Genomic DNA, 20,122 nt, shown 5'->3' with positions numbered 1-20,122 from the left:
CTTCTGCTTTTATCCAATCAGGACGGTGCACAAAACAGAAATCACATATGGTTGAACCTGAATATGTGGGCGGAAAGGTCACAACAGTGACCTCACCACGCTATTCGGCCTGATGCCCTACTCAGACGCCACCTTTTTCGCCGGGGCCTTCTTGGCCGCAGGTTTCTTGGTCGCGGTCTTCTTCGCGGCAGGCTTTTTTGCCGGCGCCTTCTTGGGGGCGGCTTTCTTCTTGCCGCCCTTAGACCCCTTCTCGGAAATCAGAACCAGCGCCTGTTCCAGCGTGACCGTTTCGGGCTCGACCTCCTTGGGCAGGGTGGCATTCACCTTTTCCCATTTGACGTAGGGCCCATACCGGCCCGGCATCACCAGCACCGGCCCACCATCGGGGTGATCGCCGAGCTCTTTCAGCGGTTTGGCCGCCGCCCCGCTGCGCCCGCCCCGGCTCGCGGCCTTGAGCGCCAGAACCTCGACGGCACGGTTCATGCCGATCTCGAAGACCTCTTCGACGCTCGGCAGGTTGGCGTAAATCTTGCCGTGCTTCACGTAAGGCCCATACCGGCCGATGGCCGCTTCGATCATCTCGCCGTCCTCGGGATGCGGACCCACCTCGCGCGGCAGACTCAGCAGTTGCAAAGCCTTGTCGAGGTCCAGGCTGTCGATCTCCCAGGTTTTCGGCACCGAGGCGCGCGGCGGTTTCGGAACCTCTTCGGTTGCCTCGCCCCGCTGCACATAGGGACCAAACCGCCCCGAGCGCAGCGTGATCAACTCGCCCTGATCCTCGCCCAGAACCTTGCCGTCGGGCGAGACCTGATCGGTTTCTGTCCCCGGGGGGCCGAAGGGGCGCGTGTATCGGCATTCGGGATAGTTCGAACATCCGATGAAGGCCCCACCCGAGCGCGCGGTGCGCATCGAAAGCCTTCCTTCACCGCAGTTCGGGCATCGCCGGGGGTCGCTGCCGTCTTCGGTTGGTGGGAAAAGGTGCGGCGCCAGCACCTCGTTGATGGTTTCCAGCACATCGGTAATGCGCAGTTCGGCGGTTTCCGCCACGGCTGCCGAGAAATCGCGCCAGAACCGCGACAGCACGGTCTTGTAGTCCGCCTCACCCGCGCTCACGTGGTCGAGATCGTCCTCCAGCGAGGCGGTGAAATCGTAGCCGACGTATTTCTGGAAATAGTTGATCAGAAAGGCCGTCACCAGCCGCCCCTTGTCCTCGGGGATCAGCCGGTTCTTGTCCTTGCGAACATATTCGCGTTCCTGAATCGTCGTGACCACGCTGGCATAGGTCGAAGGCCGGCCGATTCCCAGCTCTTCCATCTTCTTGACCAGAGTCGCCTCAGTATAGCGCGGCGGCGGCTGGGTGAAATGCTGCTCTGGGCTAACCGATCGTTTCTCCGCCTTCTCGCCCTGCGCGATCTGCGGAAGGCGCTTGTCGTCCTCGTCTGGGACCTCGTCGCGGCCTTCCTCATAGACCTTGAGGAAGCCGTCGAACAGAACCACCTGGCCCGTGGCGCGCAATTCGACCTGGCCGTCGCGGCTGCCCACATCGACCGTTGTCCGCTCCAGGCGCGCGGATTCCATCTGGCAGGCCAGGGTGCGCTTCCAGATCAGATCGTAAAGCCGCGCCTGGTCGGAATCCTTCAGCTTCAGCTTATCCGCATCGGCGGCCATTTCGGTGGGCCGGATGCATTCATGCGCCTCCTGCGCGTTCTTCGCTTTGTTCTTGTAGATGCGGGGCTGGGCCGGCACGTATTCCTTGCCGTATCGCGCACCGATCGCCTCGCGCGCCGCCGCGACGGCCTCCGGCGCCATGTCGATGCCGTCGGTCCGCATATAAGTGATGTGACCGGCTTCATAGAGCCGCTGCGCCGCATTCATGCACTGGCGTGCACCCATCCCGAATTTGCGGCTGGCCTCCTGCTGAAGTGTCGACGTCATGAACGGCGGAGAGGGGTTGCGGCTGGCGGGTTTCGCCTCGACCGATGTGACCGTCAGGTCCCGGCTGTTAACCGCCTGCACCGCAAGCTCGGCCTGGGTAGCGTTTTCGATGTCATAACGGTCCAGCTTCTTCCCCGCCAGAACCGTCAGCCGCGCCTCGTACTCCTGTCCGCGCGGCGTGGTCAGAAGAGCCTTGACCGTCCAGTATTCCCGGGCGCGAAAAGCCTCGATCTCCATCTCGCGTTCGACGATCAGACGCAGGCAGACCGATTGCACCCGCCCGGCCGATTTGGCACCAGGCAGCTTGCGCCAGAGCACCGGCGACAGGGTGAAGCCGACCAGATAGTCCAGAGCGCGGCGCGCCAGATAGGCCTCGACCAGCGGCATGTCGACCTGGCGCGGGCTCTTCATCGCTTCCGCAACGGCGGTCTTGGTGATCGCGTTGAAGGTAACGCGGCTGACCAAGGTATCCTTCTTGATCGACTTCCGCTTCGTCAGCGCCTCCTGAAGGTGCCAGGAAATCGCTTCGCCCTCGCGGTCAGGGTCAGTGGCCAGGATCAGTTCACCATCCTCGGCCAGCGCGTCGGCAATCGCCTTGACGTGCTTCTTGCTGTCGTTTCCGATCTCCCAGGTCATGGCGAAATCGTGGTCCGGATCGACCGATCCATCCTTCGGCGGAAGGTCGCGAACGTGGCCATAAGACGCCAGAACCGTGTAACCGGGCCCGAGATACTTGTTGATCGTCTTGGCTTTTGCAGGCGATTCCACAACAACTACGGGCATTTAGCGACAGACCTCTCGAACAAGCGCAGGGCGGCTCTATGGCGGGGCAACATGTGGGGTGCAAGTGCTGATTGTCAATCTGCGCGGTTTGGGCACAGGATGGCCGCCGCGTCGGCCCTCTATTTCCAAGGGGATTTAGAGAGCCGCCGCACATCCTGATCCGTGGGAACCATCGTCCGGGGCTGGCCGAAACCAGGGCGGGGAACGGCGCTCCGAGCCGGGATGAAGGATACCATCCGTCCGAGCATGGAACGGCGGCCGGGCGCTACGGTCGGATCTGTCATCCGTGCCCCTCGGAGGGCGGACGTAGCCGCATCCGCCAAGCTCTCGCAGCAGAGGCTTCCGTGATTGGGCTTTACCAATCCGCCGCCTAGCGGCACGGCGTCCTGGCGCCGGACCAGTGGGACGGAGCCTGAGTGCAGCCGATGTTCTGGCGATCAGGTCCGACGAGGGTGGCCATGCACGGGATCTTGGCGCGGGACGTTGTCTGATACTCCGACGCGAAATACTGCGCCTCAGGGTGGGCCATCAGTCTGATAGCTTGTCCGCCCTTGCGATCTGACCTCCAGTAGAGGATTTCTGGCGAAGGCGCAGAATGCCTGCATCCCGCCTGGTCTTCATCCGTCAGTTCACGCGGGACAACAGGCCACCGGACTGGCGGGCGATGCGACCATCGAGTTCAAGGTCGATCAGCGCCGGGCCGACCTGATCCGCCGTGGCGGCGAGATCGCGAATCAGCTGATCCTCCGCAATCGGACTCGGCCCAAGTCGATCGAGGATGCGCCGATGCAGCGCAGCCGTCTCGCGCAGGGTGCGGGCTGGTGCGATGGTATCCTGCGCCGGAGGAGTGGATTGCGCCGGCGTTTGGGATTCGTTGCCAATGGCCAGCAGGACGTCGTCGGCGTTTCGGACAAGCACTGCGCCGTCGCGTATCAGCAGATTACATCCTGCGGCGCGCGCATCGAAGGGGTGCCCCGGCACCGCCATCACCTCACGGCCCTGATCGAGTGCGTCTCGCGCGGTGATGAGGCTGCCCGATTTGGACGCGGCTTCGACAACGACCACGGCCCGTGCAAGCCCGGAAATGATGCGGTTGCGGGCCGGAAAATGCCGCGCCTGCGGAACAAGTCCCATCGGCTGTTCGGACAAGCACAGCCCGGTTTCTGCGATTCGTGCGGCAAGCTTGGCGTTTTCGCTGGGATAGACCACGTCGACGCCCCCGGCCATCACGGCAAGTGTTCCGGTCGAAATCGCCCCTTCATGGGCGGCAGTATCGATTCCGCGTGCAAGGCCCGAGGCGACGACCAAGCCCGCTTGCCCCAGTCCGGCTGCCAGCGCGCGGGCCATCCGTATGCCAAGGGAAGAGGCATTTCGCGCGCCGACCAGCGCGATGGCGGGATGGTTCAGCCACGACAACTGGCCAACCGCCCAAAGGATCGGCGGTGCATCGGCAATCGAGGCAAGTTGGGAGGGGTAATTCGGATCGCCGAGGCACAAAAGCCGCGCACGCGCGGCCTTTGCGGCCTTCATCTCGGCTTCTATCACGCGGGGCGGACAGGGTTCATAGTCCTCCACCCCGGCGTTGCGCGCCACTTCGGGCAGCGCGGCCAGCGCGTTCTGCGCTGTGCCATGCTCGGCCAGGAGCCGGTGGAAGGTTGCCACACCGACCCGCCGAGAGCGCAACAGACGGAGCCAGGAAAATCGATCGTCTTCCGTGGTGGGTGGGAGTGGGGGGTGAGTGGAAGAACTAATGTCCTCGGTCATCCTGCGCTCCGCCATGTTGCAAAAACAGGTCTAGCGGAGAACCGGTTAACAGGAAGTGAATCAAAAGGGGTTTTTCGCAGGGCGACGACAGTTTTTTTGAGGGTTGCGCTGGCTCCCTAACGGTCGCCAGTGCTTCCTGTCGGAAAATTGCCTGATTCCGCGCTCGTCAAGTTGCCGAGCCACCTACAGTGAGACCGTCGATTAACACGGTCGGTTGGCCTACCCCGACCGGCACCCATTGACCGTCCTTGCCGCAATTCCCCAGGCCGGGGTCCAGCGCCATGTCGTTGCCGAGTCCGCGAATGCGTTTCAGCGCATTTGGTCCGTCGCCGATCAGCGTTGCACCTTTCACCGGGGCGCCGACCTTGCCATTTTTCACCCGATAGGCCTCGGTGCACGAGAATACGAACTTGCCGTTGGTGATGTCGACCTGTCCGCCGCCGAATCCGACTGCCCAGATGCCGTCCTTGATATCCGCCACCAGGTCGGCGGGATTCGCCTCGCCCCCCAGCATGATCGTATTGGTCATCCGCGGCATCGGCTTGTGCGCATAGCTCTGCCGCCGGCCGTTTCCGGTGGGCGCGACGCCCATCAGCCGCGCGTTCTGGCGGTCCTGCATGAAACCGGTCAGCATGCCGTCCTCGATCAGAACCGTGCGCGAAGAGGGGGTTCCCTCGTCGTCCACTGCGATCGACCCGCGACGATCGGGCAGGGTGCCGTCGTCCACCACCGTGACGCCCCGCGCCGCAACCTGCTGGCCCATGAGCCCGGCAAAGGCAGAGGTGCCCTTGCGGTTGAAGTCGCCCTCCAGACCGTGTCCGACCGCCTCGTGCAGCAGGATGCCGGGCCAGCCGGGTCCCAGCGCAACCTCCATCACGCCGGCGGGCGCAGCTTCGGCATCGAGATTGACCAGCGCGATCCGCAGCGCTTCCTTTGCCTTCGCCTGCCAGTCCACCGGGTCGATCAGACCATCCAGCCCGATCCGACCGCCGCCGCCGGCGGTCCCGGTCTCGCGCCGACCGCCCTGTTCGACGATGACCGACACGTTCAGACGGGTCATCGGGCGCACGTCGCGCACCCGCACACCGTCCGGGCGCAGGATCTCGACCTCCTGCAACGAGGCGGCAAGCATCGCCGAGACTTGCACCACCCGGGAATCAAGGCCGCGCGAAAAGGCGTCGATCTCGCGCAGCGTGTCGATCTTGACCGGAAACGGCACGCCGCCGATGGGATCGGCTTCGGTATAGGGGCGCCGGTTGGAGGCGCGCGGCGCCTCGGAAAGGGTTCCACCGCCGTCGCCCACGGCCAGGCGCGCGGTCTCTCCCGCCCGTTTCAGCGCGGCGAGGGTCAGCTCGGTCGAATGGGCGTATCCCGCCACGTCTCCGCGCACGGCGCGCAGCCCGAACCCTTCGGCCGCATCATAGCTGGCACTTTTCAGACGACCGTCGTCGAATGTCAGCGCTTCCGAACGTCGGCGCTCGACGAACAGTTCGCCATCGTCGGCGCCATGCGTCGCGTTTTGCAGTTCGGCGAGGGCGGCATCCAGCGGAAGCACGGTCTCGAAGGGGCGGAACGGGGTGTCGTCCATGGAGTTTTCAGGCCTTTCCTGCCTCTGACGGGCAAAAAGCGTCCGTTTGACGCAAGCTGATGGCTTTATCTGTCAGTCGGAATATGGTTTCTAGCGGCAACGAACACAACGGGGCTCCCGCGCGGATCTAACACGCGCGACAGTCTCATCGGACGAAGCGCGATCAACCGATCAGGACATGATATGAAGACAGCATTCACGATTTCGGGGCTGCTTGGCGGGTTTGCCGCCCTGCCGGCCATGGCACAGGACAAGCTCGAGATCGTCGGCAGGCCGGTGTCGGGGGGCATGTCCTTCCAGCCGGCTGCGACCAGCCTGGCGCACGAGCAGCAGTGGCTCGACCACATGATTCTGATCATCATCACCGTGATCTGCGTCTTCGTGACCGGCTTGCTGATCTACGCGATCCTGCGATTCAACCGCCGCGCCAATCCGACCGCTGCAACCTTCACGCATAATTCGCCGCTGGAAATTGCCTGGACCATCGTCCCGGTCTTCATCCTGGTGCTGATCGGTGCCTTCTCGCTGCCCGTGCTGTTCGATCAGCAGGAAATCCCCGAGGCCGACATCACCATCAAGGCGACCGGAAACCAGTGGTTCTGGTCCTATCAATATGTCGATCACGACTTCGGCTTCGACAGCTACATGATCGGCCAGCCGGCCACCGGCGGCAACTATGTGCTCGATGACAACGTCATCAAGATGCTCGAAGACGCCGGCTACAGCCGCGACGAATATCTGCTCGCCACCGACACGGCCCTGGTTCTGCCCGTGGGCAAGACCATCGTGGTGCAGGTTACCGGGTCCGACGTGATCCACTCCTGGACGATTCCGGCCTTTGGCGTGAAGCAGGACGGCGTTCCCGGTCGTCTGGCGGAACTCTGGTTCAAGGCCGACCGTGAAGGCATCTACTTCGGCCAATGTTCGGAACTTTGCGGCAAGGACCACGCCTATATGCCGATCACGGTCAAGATCGTGAGCGAGGCAGCCTACGAAGAGTGGCTGAAGGGCGCAATCGCGCAATACGCTGGCACGCCGCTTGACGTGAAAGTCGCTCAGGCCGACTGAAAGACCCGCGTGCGCGCGACACTGCGCGCACTCCACTTCAACTCCGGAAGGGGCGCGGCGACGCGCTCTGCATGGCAGGCAGTATGACCGACGCGAGCCTTCAGACGCAAGCCACGGTGGGTGACGCCGGATTCGGCGACTACTTCGCGCTGCTCAAGCCGCGTGTCATGTCGCTGGTGGTGTTCACCGCCATGGTGGGCCTGGTTGCCGCGCCCATCGACGTGCATCCTTTCATCGGCTTCTGCGCGATTCTGTTCATCGCTGTGGGCGGCGGTGCCTCTGGCGCGCTGAACATGTGGTGGGACGCGGATATCGACGCCGTGATGCGCCGTACACGCGGCCGTCCGATCCCCGCGGGGCGGGTCGAAGCGGGCGAGGCGCTGGGGCTGGGCATCGCGCTGTCTGGCTTCTCGGTAGTGCTGCTTGCGCTGGCAACCAATATCCTTGCCGGGGCGCTGCTGGCCTTCACCATATTCTTCTACGTCGTCGTCTACTCGATGTGGCTCAAGCGTTCGACGCCGCAGAACATCGTGATTGGTGGCCTTGCCGGTGCGTTCCCTCCGCTGGTGGGCTGGGTTGCCGCGACCGGCTCCATGGCGATCGAGCCCTGGCTGATGGTCGCGCTGACCTTTCTTTGGACGCCGCCGCACTTCTGGGCGCTGGCCCTTTTCATGCGCTCCGACTACGACGATGCCGGAGTGCCGATGCTGACCGTGACCCACGGCCGCCGGACAACCCGCGCCCATATTCTCGCGTATACCGTTGTTCTGGCCATCTTCGCGCTGGGTGCGGCCTTCACCGGTATCGGCGGACCTATCTACCTCACTGTTTCAGCGGTCCTGAACGCGCTGTTCCTCGCCGGGGCCTGGCAGATCTGGCGCCGCGACGAGGCGATGGCAGAGGCCGATAATTTTGCCACCGAACGGCGTTTCTTCCGCCTTTCGCTGCTCTATCTCTTCCTGCACTTCGGCGCGATTCTGGCGGAAGCGCTGTTGCGTCCCTATGGCCTCGGTGGCTGGTCATGAGCCTGCGTCCCGTCCACGACCTGCATCGGCGCCGGTTCGGTCGAAACCTGGGCCTTGGTCTGGTGCTCGCGGCGTTTGTCGCGCTGGTATTTGGCCTCACTGTGGTCAAGGTGACGAGCGGCGATTTCGAGACCCCGGCAACGGAGAGCAAGAAATGACACCGGCAAACAAGACACTTGTCAAGCTTCTGAGCGTCGTCCTTCTCATGGGTGGCCTGTCCTGGGCATCGGTGCCGTTCTACAACTGGTTCTGCCGGGTGACCGGTTTCGGCGGCGTCACCGGCACTGCCGACGCCGGATCGGATACGGTTCTGGACAAGACCATCAAGATTCGCTTCGACGGATCGCTTGATCGCGACATGCCCTGGACGTTCAAGCCGGTAGAGCGCCAGGTAGAGATTAAGATCGGCGAAACGGGTCTGGCATTCTACGAGGCCCACAATCCGACCGACCGGCCTGTGGCCGGCCGGGCAAGCTACAACGTCTTCCCTTACGAGGCAGGCAGCTTTTTCATCAAGATCCACTGCTTCTGTTTCGACGAACAGGTTCTGGCGCCGGGCGAAACGGTGCAGATGCCGGTCAGCTTCTACGTCGACCCGTCCATCGTCGACGACCTAGACGCGAAATACATCCACAGCATCACGCTGTCCTACACTTTCCACGAGATCGACCTGCCCGAGGGCTATGCCGCCCTTGACACCGGCGCAGGCGCGGCTACGAACTGAGGCCCTAAGGCGAGGGACACCTGAATGGCACACGCAAAGAACCACGACTTCCATATCCTGCACCCATCGATCGAACCGCTTCTCGGCTCGGTGGGCGCCTTCGTCATGCTGTTCGGGGCCGTGCTCTGGATGCATGGCGGGACCCCCTGGGTGTGCCTGATCGGCCTGGTGATCGTGCTCTACACGATGTTCGTGTGGTGGAAGCATGTTGTCGAAGAAAGCCACGTCGGCGATCACACACCGGTGGTGCGGATCGGCCTGAGATATGGCTTCATCCTCTTCATCATGTCCGAGGTGATGTTCTTCTTCGCCTGGTTCTGGTCGTTCTTCAAACACCAGATCTACCCGATGCAGGAATACGTCGGCTCGGAATATGTCGCGCCGGTCATCCACGCCATCGACCCGTTCCACCTGCCTCTCATCAACACGCTGATCCTCTTGCTGTCGGGTTGCGCGGTTACCTGGGCGCACCACGCGCTGGTCCATGGCAACGACCGCAAGGCATTGGTGCAGGGCCTGGCCATCGGTATCGTGCTGGGCATCGCCTTCACGGCGCTTCAGGCCTACGAATACGGCCTCCTTTTGACCCACGACGGTTGGGAATTCGGCGGCGACCAGTTCTTCTCGAACTTCTTCATGGCAACCGGCTTTCACGGCTTCCACGTGATTATCGGTACGATCTTCCTGACGGTCTGCCTGATCCGTGCGATCAAGGGTGACTTCACCCCGGAGCGCCATGTCGGTTTCGAGGCGGCAGCCTGGTACTGGCACTTTGTCGACGTGGTCTGGCTGTTCCTCTTCTTCGCGGTCTACATCTGGGGCACGTCGCATCTGGGTTGATCCGGCTGGCGGCCCGACCGCCCGCGCCACTCTGCAAACAAGGCGCGCACCCGTTGCGCGCCTTTTCACGTCCGACCGAAAGCGCGGCATGAAACGCCTTCTCTTCCTCCTCATCATCGGCCTGGCCGGTGCCGTGACACTGGTGTGGCTCGGCGTCTGGCAGATGAACCGGCTGGAGGAGAAACAAGGGTTCCTGGCCGAGATGCAGGCCCGGATCGACGCCGACCCGGTTGAACTTCCAGCCAATCCCGACCCGGAACGCGATCGGTATCTGGCGGTGAAAGTGAGCGGGGCCATTCTGCCGCGCGAGCTGCATGTCCTCGTGTCGCAGAAACAGGTCGGCGCCGGTTACCGGATTATCGCCCCCTTCCAGACCGACGACGGACGGCGCATCCTGCTCGACCGTGGCTTCGTCCCGGTTGATGCCCGCGACAATGTGCGCCGCATCGGTCCGGCCGAGGTGTCCGGCAACCTGCATTGGCCGAATGAGACCGACACCTACACGCCCAAACCGGAACGCGGCACCGAAACCTGGTTTGCGCGTGATGTGGACGCAATGGCGCAGGTGCTCGACACCGAACCCGTCATGCTGATTGCAGCCACCGACCTTGATCCCGGCGTTTCCCCACTACCGGTGGACACGGCCGCCATCCCCAACGATCACTTGCAATATGCCATCACCTGGTTCTCCCTTGCCGTCATCTGGATCGGCATGACCGGGCATTTCCTCTGGCGCACCCGCGCCCGCAGACAGACCTGAGGCCCATGAAATATATCTCGACCCGCGGGCAGGCGCCCGAACTGACCTTCGAAGAGGCGATGCTGACAGGGCTTGCGCGCGACGGCGGGCTTTATGTCCCGGCCACTGTGCCGCAAATGAGTGCCGTCGACATTGCCGCATTGGCTGGCCTCCCCTACGAAGAGGCCGCCTTCCGGGTGATGCGACCCTTCATTGGCGACAGTTTCAGCGATGACGAATTCCGCGCCATCATTGCCCGCGCCTATTCCGGCTTCGGCCATGCCGCCCGCGCGCCGCTGAAGCAGCTCGATTCGGGCCATTTCCTGCTCGAGCTGTTCCACGGGCCGACGCTGGCCTTCAAGGACTTCGCGATGCAACTGATCGGCCAGCTGTTCCAGACCGCATTGGATCGCAGGGGCGAACGCGTCACGATCGTCGGGGCCACCAGCGGTGACACCGGCAGCGCAGCGATCGAGGCCTTTCGGGGCCTGAAGAACGTCGACGTCTTCATCCTCTACCCGCATGGCCGGGTATCCGAGGTGCAGCGCCGCCAGATGACGACCCCGAGCGAAAGCAACGTTCATGCACTCGCGCTGGACGGAGATTTCGACGACTGCCAGGCGCGGCTCAAGGACATGTTCAACGATTTCGACTTCCGCGATGGGGTACGGCTGGCGGGCGTCAACTCGATCAACTGGGCGCGGGTTCTGGCGCAGGTGGTTTATTACTTCACCGCGGCCGTCTCGCTGGGCGCTCCGCACCGCAAGGTCAGCTTTACCGTGCCAACCGGCAATTTCGGTGACATCTTCGCCGGCTACATCGCCAAGCGGATGGGCTTGCCGATTGACCGGCTCGTCGTGGCCACCAACCAGAACGACATCCTGCACCGCTGCCTCAGCGGGCAGGGGTATCATAAGGGGCCGACCCATCCCTCGATCAGCCCCTCCATGGATATCCAGGTCTCGTCAAACTTCGAACGCGCGCTGTTCGACGCCTACAACCGCGACGGCCGGGCCGTCTCTCAGCTGATGGAAGAGCTCAAGGCCGGCGGTTTCGACGTCAGCCAGGGCGCTATCGAGGCCCTGCGGGAAACCTTCGATTCGGGCCGCGCCTCAGAGGAAGAGACGCTCGCGACGATCAAGACCACGCTCGCCAACAGCGCCGAGCTGATCTGCCCGCACACCGCCGTCGGCGTGAAGGTCGCCAACGAACAGCGTGTGGCCGATGTGCCCATGATCACGCTGGCCACTGCGCATCCGGCCAAATTCCCGGCCGCGGTCGAGCAGGCAAGCGGCATTCATCCGCCTCTTCCCCCGCGCATGTCCGATCTGTATGACAGGCCGGAACGGGTGACGCGGATCGCCAACGATCTCGCCACTCTCGAAACCCACATCAAGGGGCACATCGGCGCGTGACTGTTCAGCAAGCACAGCTCTCCAACGGCTTTCGCATCGTGACCGAGCACATGCCTGGCCTGCAATCCGCTGCAATCGGCATCTGGGTCACGGCCGGCGGCCGGCACGAACGGCTCGAGCAGAACGGCATCGCGCATTTTCTCGAGCACATGGCCTTCAAGGGCACAAAGCGGCGCAATGCGCTTCAGATCGCCGAGGCGATCGAGGATGTGGGCGGCTATATCAATGCCTATACCAGCCGCGAGGTGACCGCCTATTACGCCCGCGTGCTCGAAAACGACGTGCCTCTGGCGATGGACGTGATCGGCGACATCGTTATGAACCCTGTCTTCGATCCCAACGAGATCGAGATCGAGCGGGGCGTGATCCTTCAGGAGATCGGTCAGGCGCTCGACACCCCCGACGACATCATCTTTGACTGGCTGCAGGAAGAGAGTTACCGCGACCAGCCGCTCGGCCGAACCATCCTTGGCCCCTCGGAACGGGTCAGCGCATTCGACCGCGCCGATCTGGAAACCTTCATCGGCGAACACTACGGCCCCGTCGAACTGATCCTTTCGGCCTGCGGAGCCGTGGACCATGACGCCATCGTGCGCGGGGCCGAGGCGATGTTCGGGCATCTGGAGCCGCGTTCCACGCGCTCTGTTCCTCCCGCCACCTTTACCGGTGGCGAGTTCCGTCGCGAGAAGGCGCTGGAGCAGGCACATTTCGCGCTCGCTCTGGAAAGCCCCGGCTATCGGCACGAAGACATCTATACCGCACAGATCTACGCCAGCGCGCTGGGGGGCGGGATGTCCTCGCGCCTGTTCCAGGAAATTCGCGAAAACCGGGGGCTTTGCTATTCGATCTTTGCCCAGACCGGCGCCTATGCCGATACCGGCACCACCACGATCTACGCGGGCACTAGTGGCGCCCAGGTCGGTGATCTGGCTCGTATCACCATCGACGAGATGAAGCGCGCTGCCGAGGACATGACACCGGCCGAGGTGGCCCGCGCCCGCGCACAGATGAAGGCCGGTATGTTGATGGGGCTGGAAAGCCCGTCAAACCGCGCCGAACGTCTGGCCCGGCTTGTGCAAATCTGGGACGTGGTTCCGACCCTCGAAGAGACCATCGAAAAGATTGACGCGGTCACCACCGGCGACGTGCGCGAATTCGCGGCCGAACAGGCACACAAGGCACCGGCCGCGCTGGCGCTCTATGGTCCGGTTGAAGGTGCCCCGACCCTGCCAGAACTTCAGGAGAGGCGAGCCGCCTGAGACCTCCCGGATGCTTCTGGCCAAACGTAAGCTCAAGCTCGAAACCGAACGGTTGACGCTGCGCCCGCCATTGCATGGCGATTTCCGGGCATGGGCGGCCCTGCGCAGCGACAGCGCCGATTTCCTGAAGCCATGGGAGCCGAGCTGGGCCGCCGATCATCTGACCCGCCGGGCCTTCACCAATCGCGTCTACTGGGCCCAGCGGTCGGTCACCAACGGTTCGGCGGTGCCGCTGTTCCTGATCCGCCGCTCTGACGATGCGCTGGTCGGCGCGATCACTCTGGATAACATCCGTCGCGGTCCGGCCCAGTCGGGAACGCTGGGCTACTGGACCGGTCAGCCCTTCGCCCGCCAGGGCTTCATGCGCGAGGCAATCGGCGCGCTGGTCCATCACGCCTATACCAAGCTTGATCTCAGCCGGATCGAGGCAGCCTGTCTGCCGGAAAACGCCGCCTCTCGGGGGCTGTTGGAAATCGCCGGGTTCAAATACGAGGGTGTCGCCCAGTCCTACCTGCAGATCGCCGGGCGGTGGCGCACGCATGTGCTCTACGCCGCCCTGCGCAGCGACCGGCGCGGCCGCACCGAGACAGGCTGACCGGCTACTTGCGCGGCACCCTCGGCACGCTCGAGCGGGCAAAGTCATAGTCGGCGTCAGGATGCGGCGGGTGACCGTGTGTACGGTTCCAATATTTCGAGGCTCCACGGCGGATCCAGACCGGTATCGTCAACACCAATCCGATCAGGAACCCGCCGGTATGGGCCCAATAGGCGATACCTCCGTCATCAGGGCCCGATCCGAGGCTTCCCAGGAATTGCAGTCCGAACCAGATGGCTAGCATCATCCAGGCGGGGATCGCGATGACTCGAAAGAAGATAATGAAGATCAACAGGATATCGACCTTCGCCTTCGGGAACATCAACAAATATCCACCCATCACCCCCGCAATAGCGCCCGACGCGCCGACCGTTGGAACCAGCGAGTTTGGGCCAGTCATCACATGCACCAGTCCGGCACCGATGCCGCAGACAAGATAGAACAGCAGGAACCCGAGATGTCCCATCTGGTCTTCCAGATTGTCTCCGAAAATCCAGAGGAACAGCATGTTTCCGGCCAGGTGCATGAATCCGGCATGCAGGAAGATCGACGTAAACAGCCCGGAATACCCATGTCCCTCGGTGATCGCGCGCGGCACGATCCCCCACTCCATGAAGAACCGCCACAACGCGCGCTCGTCGCCCATCAGGTTCAGATAGCCAAGAAAGCACAGCACGTTCACCGCGATGAGCGCGTAAACGACGAAGGGTGTACGCCCGGATGGGTTATGGTCGCGGATCGGGAACATTCCGCGCAAGCTGCTGTCAAAGCGCGCGCCGGTCAAGCGAAATGCCAGCACTCTCATGTTGGGTGACGCGCATTGGCGTCACACCTCGGACAAGATTGAGCCCTATTTTAAGGGGAGCATTGTGTAAGAAAAATAAATCCAGGGGAGAGTGCGATCATGTCACGACATTTGGCAAGGTTCCGAAACGAAGAAGACGGCGCCGTCACCATTGATTGGGTGGTTCTGACGGCGCTCATCGTGGCGCTCGCGACCGCCGCCTTCTCCGGTGTCGAAGGCGGCGTCTCTGCGCTGACAGCGTCAATCGCCCAATATCTCGCGGGATTGTTGTCGGCCTGATTCTGAAACCTTCTCTCGGCCACTCAGCAGGCGCATGGCCGAGAAAGGAGGCTCAGCAAGCGGCTACTACGCAGTCTATAGCTCGATGGCCTCCATCAGGCGGGGTTCCACGACATCGACTCCCGGCAATCCGTCGCGCAGCACCTCGGCCGACTGCGCCAGGATCGGGAAGGTCTTGTAGTGGCCCGGGATGACTGTCTTGAAGTTGAAGTATTTCTTCGCCGCCCAGGCGGCGGCTTCCATATCCATCGTGAAATGGCCGCCTGCCGACAGGATCCCGATATCGGGGTTATAGTATTCCCCGAACCAGGCCATGTCGGCCATGATATCCGTATCTCCGCTGAAATAGACCGTCTTCCCCTCCAGACGCAGCATGAAGCCCACCTCGCTTCCGCCGGCCCTCGGGCCATCGGGCGAGCCGAAGGTCGAGGAATGCTCGGCCTTTACCATGCTCACGCGGATGCCTCCGCCGATATCAACGGTACCGCCCTTGTTCATCCCGATGGTTTCGATGCCCTGGGTCTCGCCCCACCACGACATGACGTCATACTGTCCTACCACAGGTGCCTTCAGACGCTTGGAGAGCGCCACGACATCGGCCGAATGATCGAAATGCGCGTGGGTCATCAGGATCGTGGTCGCGTCCTTCACGGCGGCATCATGCTGATCCTCGGACAGCACCGGATTTCCCGTCAGCCAGGGATCGATCAGGATGACCTTTTCGCCCGATTCGATGCGGAAGCTGCCGTGTCCCAGCCAGATGATCTTCATGGTATTCTCCCTTTAGGTTGCACCACAGCCTAGCATCCGATCGCCGAAAATCCATGCCCAGCGGCTGGGATGCAGGTTGCGGAGGCCGTCGTACAGGGCGCAATCGTGGCAAAACGGTGGCGAATTTATTTGTCTGCCCCAGACCCTTGTCCTACCCTGTCGGCAGGAGGTAAGGCCACAAATGAGAGGTCATGTTCAACCCTCTGCTGGATAACGGAAATCCAGTGCCAGAAAGCCTGAAATATAGCAGGCAGGCAAAATTCCGAAACGAGGCGAGATACAGGCCAGGCCGAGATTCGGGTGTTTGGCGGATAACAATCCGTTGTGTTCGAAGGGTTTGTGTAAGTGTTGTCAACATTTGGTAAATCGGCTGCGCAGTTCCGCGCGCAGCTGGGACTGACAGAGCAGGAATTCGCCGCACTGGTGGGATTAAGCGTCGGGGAGGTCGAAGATCTCGAGCACATGCGCGCGCATTGCAGCTCCGAGATCGTCGGCCGGTATGTTCGCGTTCTTGGCCTTCAACCCGGCGCCGCGCCGGCTCTGGCCCTGATCGCAGCGGCCGAGGACTCAAATCGCCGACGGGTCGAAACGCGCCGTTATCTGGGCGATGACCGCCTCATGGCTCTGCTGGCGCGGCACGGCAACGAGCTTTCCGACGCGGTCAAGGCGCAGATCAACCGGATCGTTGCGGAAGAGATCGCCGCAAAGTCGCGCGTCATCAGGCACCGCGATGACCGCGCAGATTCTCCACCAGCGCCCTTGCGGCCGCGACTGACCCCGGCCCGGCTCGCCGAACTGGTGCTGCTCTCCGAGGAGGTCCGCGCCCGCCACGTCCGTCCGGAAGAACGGCTATCGGCCACCGCCTTCCTCGAAGACGAGTTCGAGCGCGATCCCCGGCTCGAGATCGAACTGGTAACTGAAATGCCGCTCTTCGCGCCCGACTCGGGCGCAGCGATTGCACAGACGGTCGATGGCCATATCCTTCACGTCAATGCCGGCTTCTGGACCGATTGCGCCGCCGGCTGCCGGAACGTGGCCAGCCACGTCCTGCTTCACGAATACGCCCATCATATCCTGCATGGCGCCTATATCGCGCAGGGGGAAGGGTTCCTGCCGCCGCACCGCCTTGCCTCTCTCGAAATGGGCGATGCGCGCGAGGCCGTCACGGTCGGCGGTTATGACAGCGCCGACACACTCGATCTCGAGGCGGATTTCTTCGCCGTCCTTCTGACCGTCCCCTGGACCCGTCTCGCCGAGGTTGCCGTCGAGGATTACAAGGCCCGTTTCCTCGTGCGAAAGCTGGCGCGCGACTATGGTGCCTTCTGGCCGGTGATGGACAAGCTGGTGCGTTACATGCGCATGGGAGTCGCCCGTGACCGCATCCGCGAGGCGCTCTACCGGCAGAACCGCATCGACCATCCCTTCCTGCTTCTTCTCTGACGGTCCCGGCCCTCGGCCGAACCGAAGCGGAAAAACAAATCATCCGCGCGCTTGCTGATCAGCGCGCGGATGCAAGACGGCGCGCCGCGCAATCAATAGAATTTTCCAAAATTGCGCCTTAGTTTGGGCAGGTTCTGACGCTTTCATCTCGCCATTCAAACCCGTGGAGAGGCAGGACATGCGCATCGATCCAACGGACCTTGCCCGCCGAGGTCTTGGGATGAACAAGGCCCGCGTCGCCTGATTGGCACCCCGCCGCGGTTCCGTGACCCCCGGCGCTGGCGTATTTCTGACCCCGAGCAGCACACCTCATGAACACCGACAACGGCACATTTTCCCTTTTTCGAACCGGCGGCTTTGCCGAACTCGACAGCTTCTGGCGCCGGTTGCAGCGCGCCGAAAAAGCTGCCGCCGTGCTGGCCGAAAACCCGTTGCCCTTCGTGCAGACCGCGGTCGAAGAGCTTCAGGATCAGATCCTCTCCTTCGAACCTGCAGTCAGCATCATTGGCCAGGTGAAGGCCGGGAAAAGCACGCTTCTGAACGCGCTGATCGGCGAAACCGATCTGCTGCCGTCGGACGTCAATCCCTGGACCTCGGTGATCACCGCCATTCACCTTAATTCACGCCGTCGCCCGCCAAATACCCGGGCCTTGTTCCGATTTTTCGACGAACTCGAATGGGACCGGCTCGTCGACACCGGTGGTCGCCTCGGAGAAATGGCCCATCGCGCCGGCTTCGAGACCGAAGCGGCGGCGGTTCGCGCGCAGGTCATGAAGATGAAGCAGACGACCGAGGCGCGGCTGGGTGATGATTTCGCCCGCCTTCTGGGCAGCAGTCACGCGTTCGAGACCGTCGAAAAGAAGATCATCGACAGGTATATCTGCTACGGCGATCCGGATGATCAGGCGCTCGGCGAAGGAGTTTACGCCGATGTCACCAAGCTCGCCGACATCTTTGTCGATATCCCCAGCTATCCGACCGGTCTCTGTCTGCGCGACACGCCCGGCGTGAATGACACCTTCATGATGCGCGAGCAGATCACCCTGAACGCCATCTCCGACAGTCGGGTCTGCATCGTGGTTCTCTCGGCGCATCAGGCTCTGTCCACGATGGACATGGCGTTGTTGCGGATCATCTGCAACGTCGAGGCGCGCGAGGTGGTGATCTTTGTAAACCGCATCGATGCGCTTGCTGATCCCGTCGAAGACACGCGTGAGATTCGCGCCAGTATCCGTCAGACCCTGAAAAAGGCGGGTGTCTCGGACAAGATCGACATCCTGGTCGGCTCCGGTTATTGGGCGACATGTGCGATCGGCGACACCTGCGGAACCATGATGCCGGCCAGTCGCGGCGCACTTGAGAAATGGGTCGATGCCGGTGCAGGCGAACTGGACGATCCCGTGACGCTGCGCCAGGTGGCCTTTGACGCCTCGGGCGTCGGCGACCTGCACCGCGCCATCTCCACCCGCATTGTCGAGGGGCCTGGGCAGATGCTGCTCGACCAACTGGCGGCCGACATCGAGAACCTCGCCAGGATGATCGACACGGTCAATCAGGTCGCTGCCCGGTCGGCGGGCCCGGCCGCCGCGCTGGTCGACGTGAACGGTCAACGCGATGCCATCCGCTGCGCAGCGTTGGTCCGTTTCGAAGGCATGGCTGACGAACGCCGGCGGCAGTTGTCCGACCGGCTTGTCCGAGCGGGCGAGAGCTTTGTCGACTCGGCACTTTCCGCGCTGGACGCTCATCTTAAGACCGTCGGCGCCTGCGATACTTGGACATACGAGGCGATCAGCCTGCGCATGAGGATGCGCAGCGCCTTCCTTGCCGCTTGCAGATTGCTCAGGAAAGGCACAGTGCAGGGGCTGGATGACGCCCTGCGCGATGTCAGCGATTTTCTGGAAGACCATTTCGCCCTTGCTGCGCATCACGAGGATATCGATCTCCCGTTGCCGCCGCCGCCCGCCGCGCCAACGGCCTTGGCCCGCACCCTGTCGCTCGACCTGAATTCCAGCTGGTGGCGCCGCTTCTGGCGGATCGGGAGCCTCAACAGCCCGTCCCGTCGCTATGAGGCGGCGATACGCGCCGAAATCGAAACGCTGATCGCGGATCTTCTTTCACGCCACTTCGATCCGTATATCGAGCAGAATCGTGATATCCTCGAAAAGTTCCTGAAGGACGAGGACCGCTTTATCGAGACCATCGTCGGCTGTGTTCGCGAAAAGCAGGAATTCGACCGGGCGGGCAGGAGGAGCGGCTCTTGCGAGCAGGAGAAGGTGGCGTGAACGACAAGAACTCCTCGGACACGACAAGGCGTCCGCGAATTGTCATCGCAGGTGAATTCAGTGCCGGTAAAACGCGGCTGCTGAACGGCATTCTGGGGCAAACCATCCTACCCTCACATGTGGTGTCCACCTCGCTTCCGCCGATGTGGCTTTCATCAGGCGATGGCGACCCGCTGCGCCTTGACGTCTCAGGGTCCTGGCATGAATTGACCGATTTCGACGCGATCGACGTGATGACGACTCGCTTCTGCGTGCTTCAAACCCGGTCTCCGGCGCTAGACCATATGGATTTGATAGACACCCCCGGCAACTCCGACCCAAACATCCCCCCGGAATGCTGGGAGCGGATGATCCCCTACGCCGATATGGTCGTCTGGTGTTCCAACGCGAACCAGGCCTGGCGGCAAAGCGAGAAGGCCGTATGGGAGGAAATGCCCGACCATCTGTGCGGAATCAGCGTGATGGTTCTGACCCATGCCGACCTGATCCCGGACGATATGGCACGTGCCAAGGTGCGTCGTAGGGTCGAACGCGAGGCGGGCGGGTTTTTTCAGCATATAGAGATGGTCTCAGCGCTCGACTCCGCCCAGGTCGCCGACTTCGCCGCGCGTCTGGTGGACATGGCGCGGAACTTGACTACGCTGGGGGGAATCGCTGCACCCGACTTCAATCCGGACCGGATTCTCCCCGAGGTTCTGTCCTCGGCCCGCTCAACCCGGCGTCCACGTGGCAAGGTCATCGTGCCGCGCCGTCTGATGCCGGCAGGCGATGGCGCCAGTCCATCCGCCCGTCGCGTGCCCTGAGAACTCG

18 protein-coding genes are annotated in these 20,122 nt (G+C 62.7%); 13 read left to right on the top strand and 5 right to left on the bottom strand.

Translation table 11 applies throughout. From position 1 onward, the window contains the following. Nucleotides 1-117: 117 nt before the first annotated feature. The 3 genes from topA to tldD form a co-directional block, all read right to left on the bottom strand. Complete coding sequence (gene topA, locus ACFO5X_RS02550; RefSeq protein ID WP_380715580.1) at nt 118-2,718, bottom strand: type I DNA topoisomerase; 2,601 nt, start codon at nt 2,716-2,718, stop codon at nt 118-120. Between the two features lie 624 nt (nt 2,719-3,342). Further along, nucleotides 3,343-4,482, bottom strand: coding sequence for a DNA-processing protein DprA (gene dprA / locus ACFO5X_RS02545; protein ID WP_380715577.1), 1,140 nt, complete (start codon nt 4,480-4,482; stop codon nt 3,343-3,345). Nucleotides 4,483-4,648: 166 nt separating this feature from the next. Further along, nucleotides 4,649-6,070, bottom strand: coding sequence for a metalloprotease TldD (tldD, locus tag ACFO5X_RS02540; protein ID WP_380715574.1), 1,422 nt, complete (start codon nt 6,068-6,070; stop codon nt 4,649-4,651). Nucleotides 6,071-6,253: 183 nt separating this feature from the next. Between tldD and coxB the strand changes: the two genes are divergently transcribed. The 9 genes from coxB to ACFO5X_RS02495 all read left to right on the top strand — a co-directional run bounded on the left by coxB (nt 6,254) and on the right by ACFO5X_RS02495 (nt 13,735). Then, the gene (gene coxB, locus ACFO5X_RS02535) at nt 6,254-7,138 is read left to right on the top strand and encodes a cytochrome c oxidase subunit II (RefSeq protein WP_380715570.1); all 885 of its coding nucleotides are present in this window, start codon (nt 6,254-6,256) and stop codon (nt 7,136-7,138) included. 83 nt (nt 7,139-7,221) lie between these two features. After that, on the top strand, nt 7,222-8,163 hold the full coding sequence (cyoE, locus tag ACFO5X_RS02530; protein ID WP_380715568.1) for a heme o synthase: 942 nt from the start codon (nt 7,222-7,224) through the stop codon (nt 8,161-8,163). Further along, nucleotides 8,160-8,321: a hypothetical protein gene (locus ACFO5X_RS02525; protein WP_380715566.1), complete on the top strand. Its 162-nt coding sequence runs from the start codon at nt 8,160-8,162 to the stop codon at nt 8,319-8,321. The genes cyoE and ACFO5X_RS02525 overlap by 4 nt, the downstream gene beginning before the upstream one ends. Next, nucleotides 8,318-8,887: a cytochrome c oxidase assembly protein gene (locus ACFO5X_RS02520; protein WP_380715564.1), complete on the top strand. Its 570-nt coding sequence runs from the start codon at nt 8,318-8,320 to the stop codon at nt 8,885-8,887. Before ACFO5X_RS02525 ends, ACFO5X_RS02520 begins: the two co-directional genes overlap by 4 nt. Before the next feature lie 24 nt (nt 8,888-8,911). After that, nucleotides 8,912-9,727, top strand: a complete 816-nt coding sequence (locus ACFO5X_RS02515) for a cytochrome c oxidase subunit 3 (protein WP_380715562.1) — start codon at nt 8,912-8,914, stop codon at nt 9,725-9,727. Between the two features lie 88 nt (nt 9,728-9,815). After that, nucleotides 9,816-10,487, top strand: coding sequence for an SURF1 family protein (locus tag ACFO5X_RS02510; RefSeq protein ID WP_380715561.1), 672 nt, complete (start codon nt 9,816-9,818; stop codon nt 10,485-10,487). Nucleotides 10,488-10,492: 5 nt separating this feature from the next. Beyond that, the gene (gene thrC / locus ACFO5X_RS02505) at nt 10,493-11,881 is read left to right on the top strand and encodes a threonine synthase (protein ID WP_380715559.1); all 1,389 of its coding nucleotides are present in this window, start codon (nt 10,493-10,495) and stop codon (nt 11,879-11,881) included. Continuing rightward, the gene (locus ACFO5X_RS02500) at nt 11,878-13,140 is read left to right on the top strand and encodes a M16 family metallopeptidase (RefSeq protein WP_380715557.1); all 1,263 of its coding nucleotides are present in this window, start codon (nt 11,878-11,880) and stop codon (nt 13,138-13,140) included. Before thrC ends, ACFO5X_RS02500 begins: the two co-directional genes overlap by 4 nt. A gap of 10 nt (nt 13,141-13,150) precedes the next feature. Next, nucleotides 13,151-13,735, top strand: a complete 585-nt coding sequence (locus ACFO5X_RS02495) for a GNAT family N-acetyltransferase (RefSeq protein WP_380715555.1) — start codon at nt 13,151-13,153, stop codon at nt 13,733-13,735. Nucleotides 13,736-13,739: 4 nt separating this feature from the next. Here the strand turns inward: ACFO5X_RS02495 and ACFO5X_RS02490 are convergent, their stop codons facing one another. Next, the gene (locus tag ACFO5X_RS02490; protein ID WP_380716364.1) at nt 13,740-14,483 is read right to left on the bottom strand and encodes a rhomboid family intramembrane serine protease; all 744 of its coding nucleotides are present in this window, start codon (nt 14,481-14,483) and stop codon (nt 13,740-13,742) included. A 156-nt stretch (nt 14,484-14,639) separates the two neighbouring features. Between ACFO5X_RS02490 and ACFO5X_RS02485 the strand changes: the two genes are divergently transcribed. Continuing rightward, nucleotides 14,640-14,819, top strand: a complete 180-nt coding sequence (locus ACFO5X_RS02485) for a Flp family type IVb pilin (protein ID WP_380715552.1) — start codon at nt 14,640-14,642, stop codon at nt 14,817-14,819. 75 nt (nt 14,820-14,894) lie between these two features. Here ACFO5X_RS02485 and ACFO5X_RS02480 read toward each other — a convergent pair whose 3' ends face one another. After that, nucleotides 14,895-15,590, bottom strand: coding sequence for a metal-dependent hydrolase (locus ACFO5X_RS02480; RefSeq protein ID WP_380715550.1), 696 nt, complete (start codon nt 15,588-15,590; stop codon nt 14,895-14,897). A 345-nt stretch (nt 15,591-15,935) separates the two neighbouring features. Here ACFO5X_RS02480 and ACFO5X_RS02475 point away from each other — a divergent pair, with 345 nt between their 5' ends. The 3 genes from ACFO5X_RS02475 (at nt 15,936) to ACFO5X_RS02465 (ending at nt 20,115) form a co-directional block, all read left to right on the top strand. Continuing rightward, entirely contained in the window at nt 15,936-17,030 is a 1,095-nt protein-coding gene (locus tag ACFO5X_RS02475) for a helix-turn-helix domain-containing protein (protein WP_380715549.1), read from the top strand. Nucleotides 17,031-17,341: 311 nt separating this feature from the next. Further along, nucleotides 17,342-19,312, top strand: a complete 1,971-nt coding sequence (locus ACFO5X_RS02470) for a dynamin family protein (protein WP_380715547.1) — start codon at nt 17,342-17,344, stop codon at nt 19,310-19,312. Further along, nucleotides 19,309-20,115, top strand: a complete 807-nt coding sequence (locus ACFO5X_RS02465; RefSeq protein ID WP_380715546.1) for a dynamin family protein — start codon at nt 19,309-19,311, stop codon at nt 20,113-20,115. Before ACFO5X_RS02470 ends, ACFO5X_RS02465 begins: the two co-directional genes overlap by 4 nt. Nucleotides 20,116-20,122: the final 7 nt, after the last annotated feature.

The organism is Seohaeicola nanhaiensis (assembly GCF_042654245.1).
Taxonomy (GTDB): domain Bacteria; phylum Pseudomonadota; class Alphaproteobacteria; order Rhodobacterales; family Rhodobacteraceae; genus Seohaeicola_A; species Seohaeicola_A nanhaiensis.
Note: the sequence above shows the minus strand (reverse complement) of the source record. Positions and strands in the feature narration are given on the sequence as shown.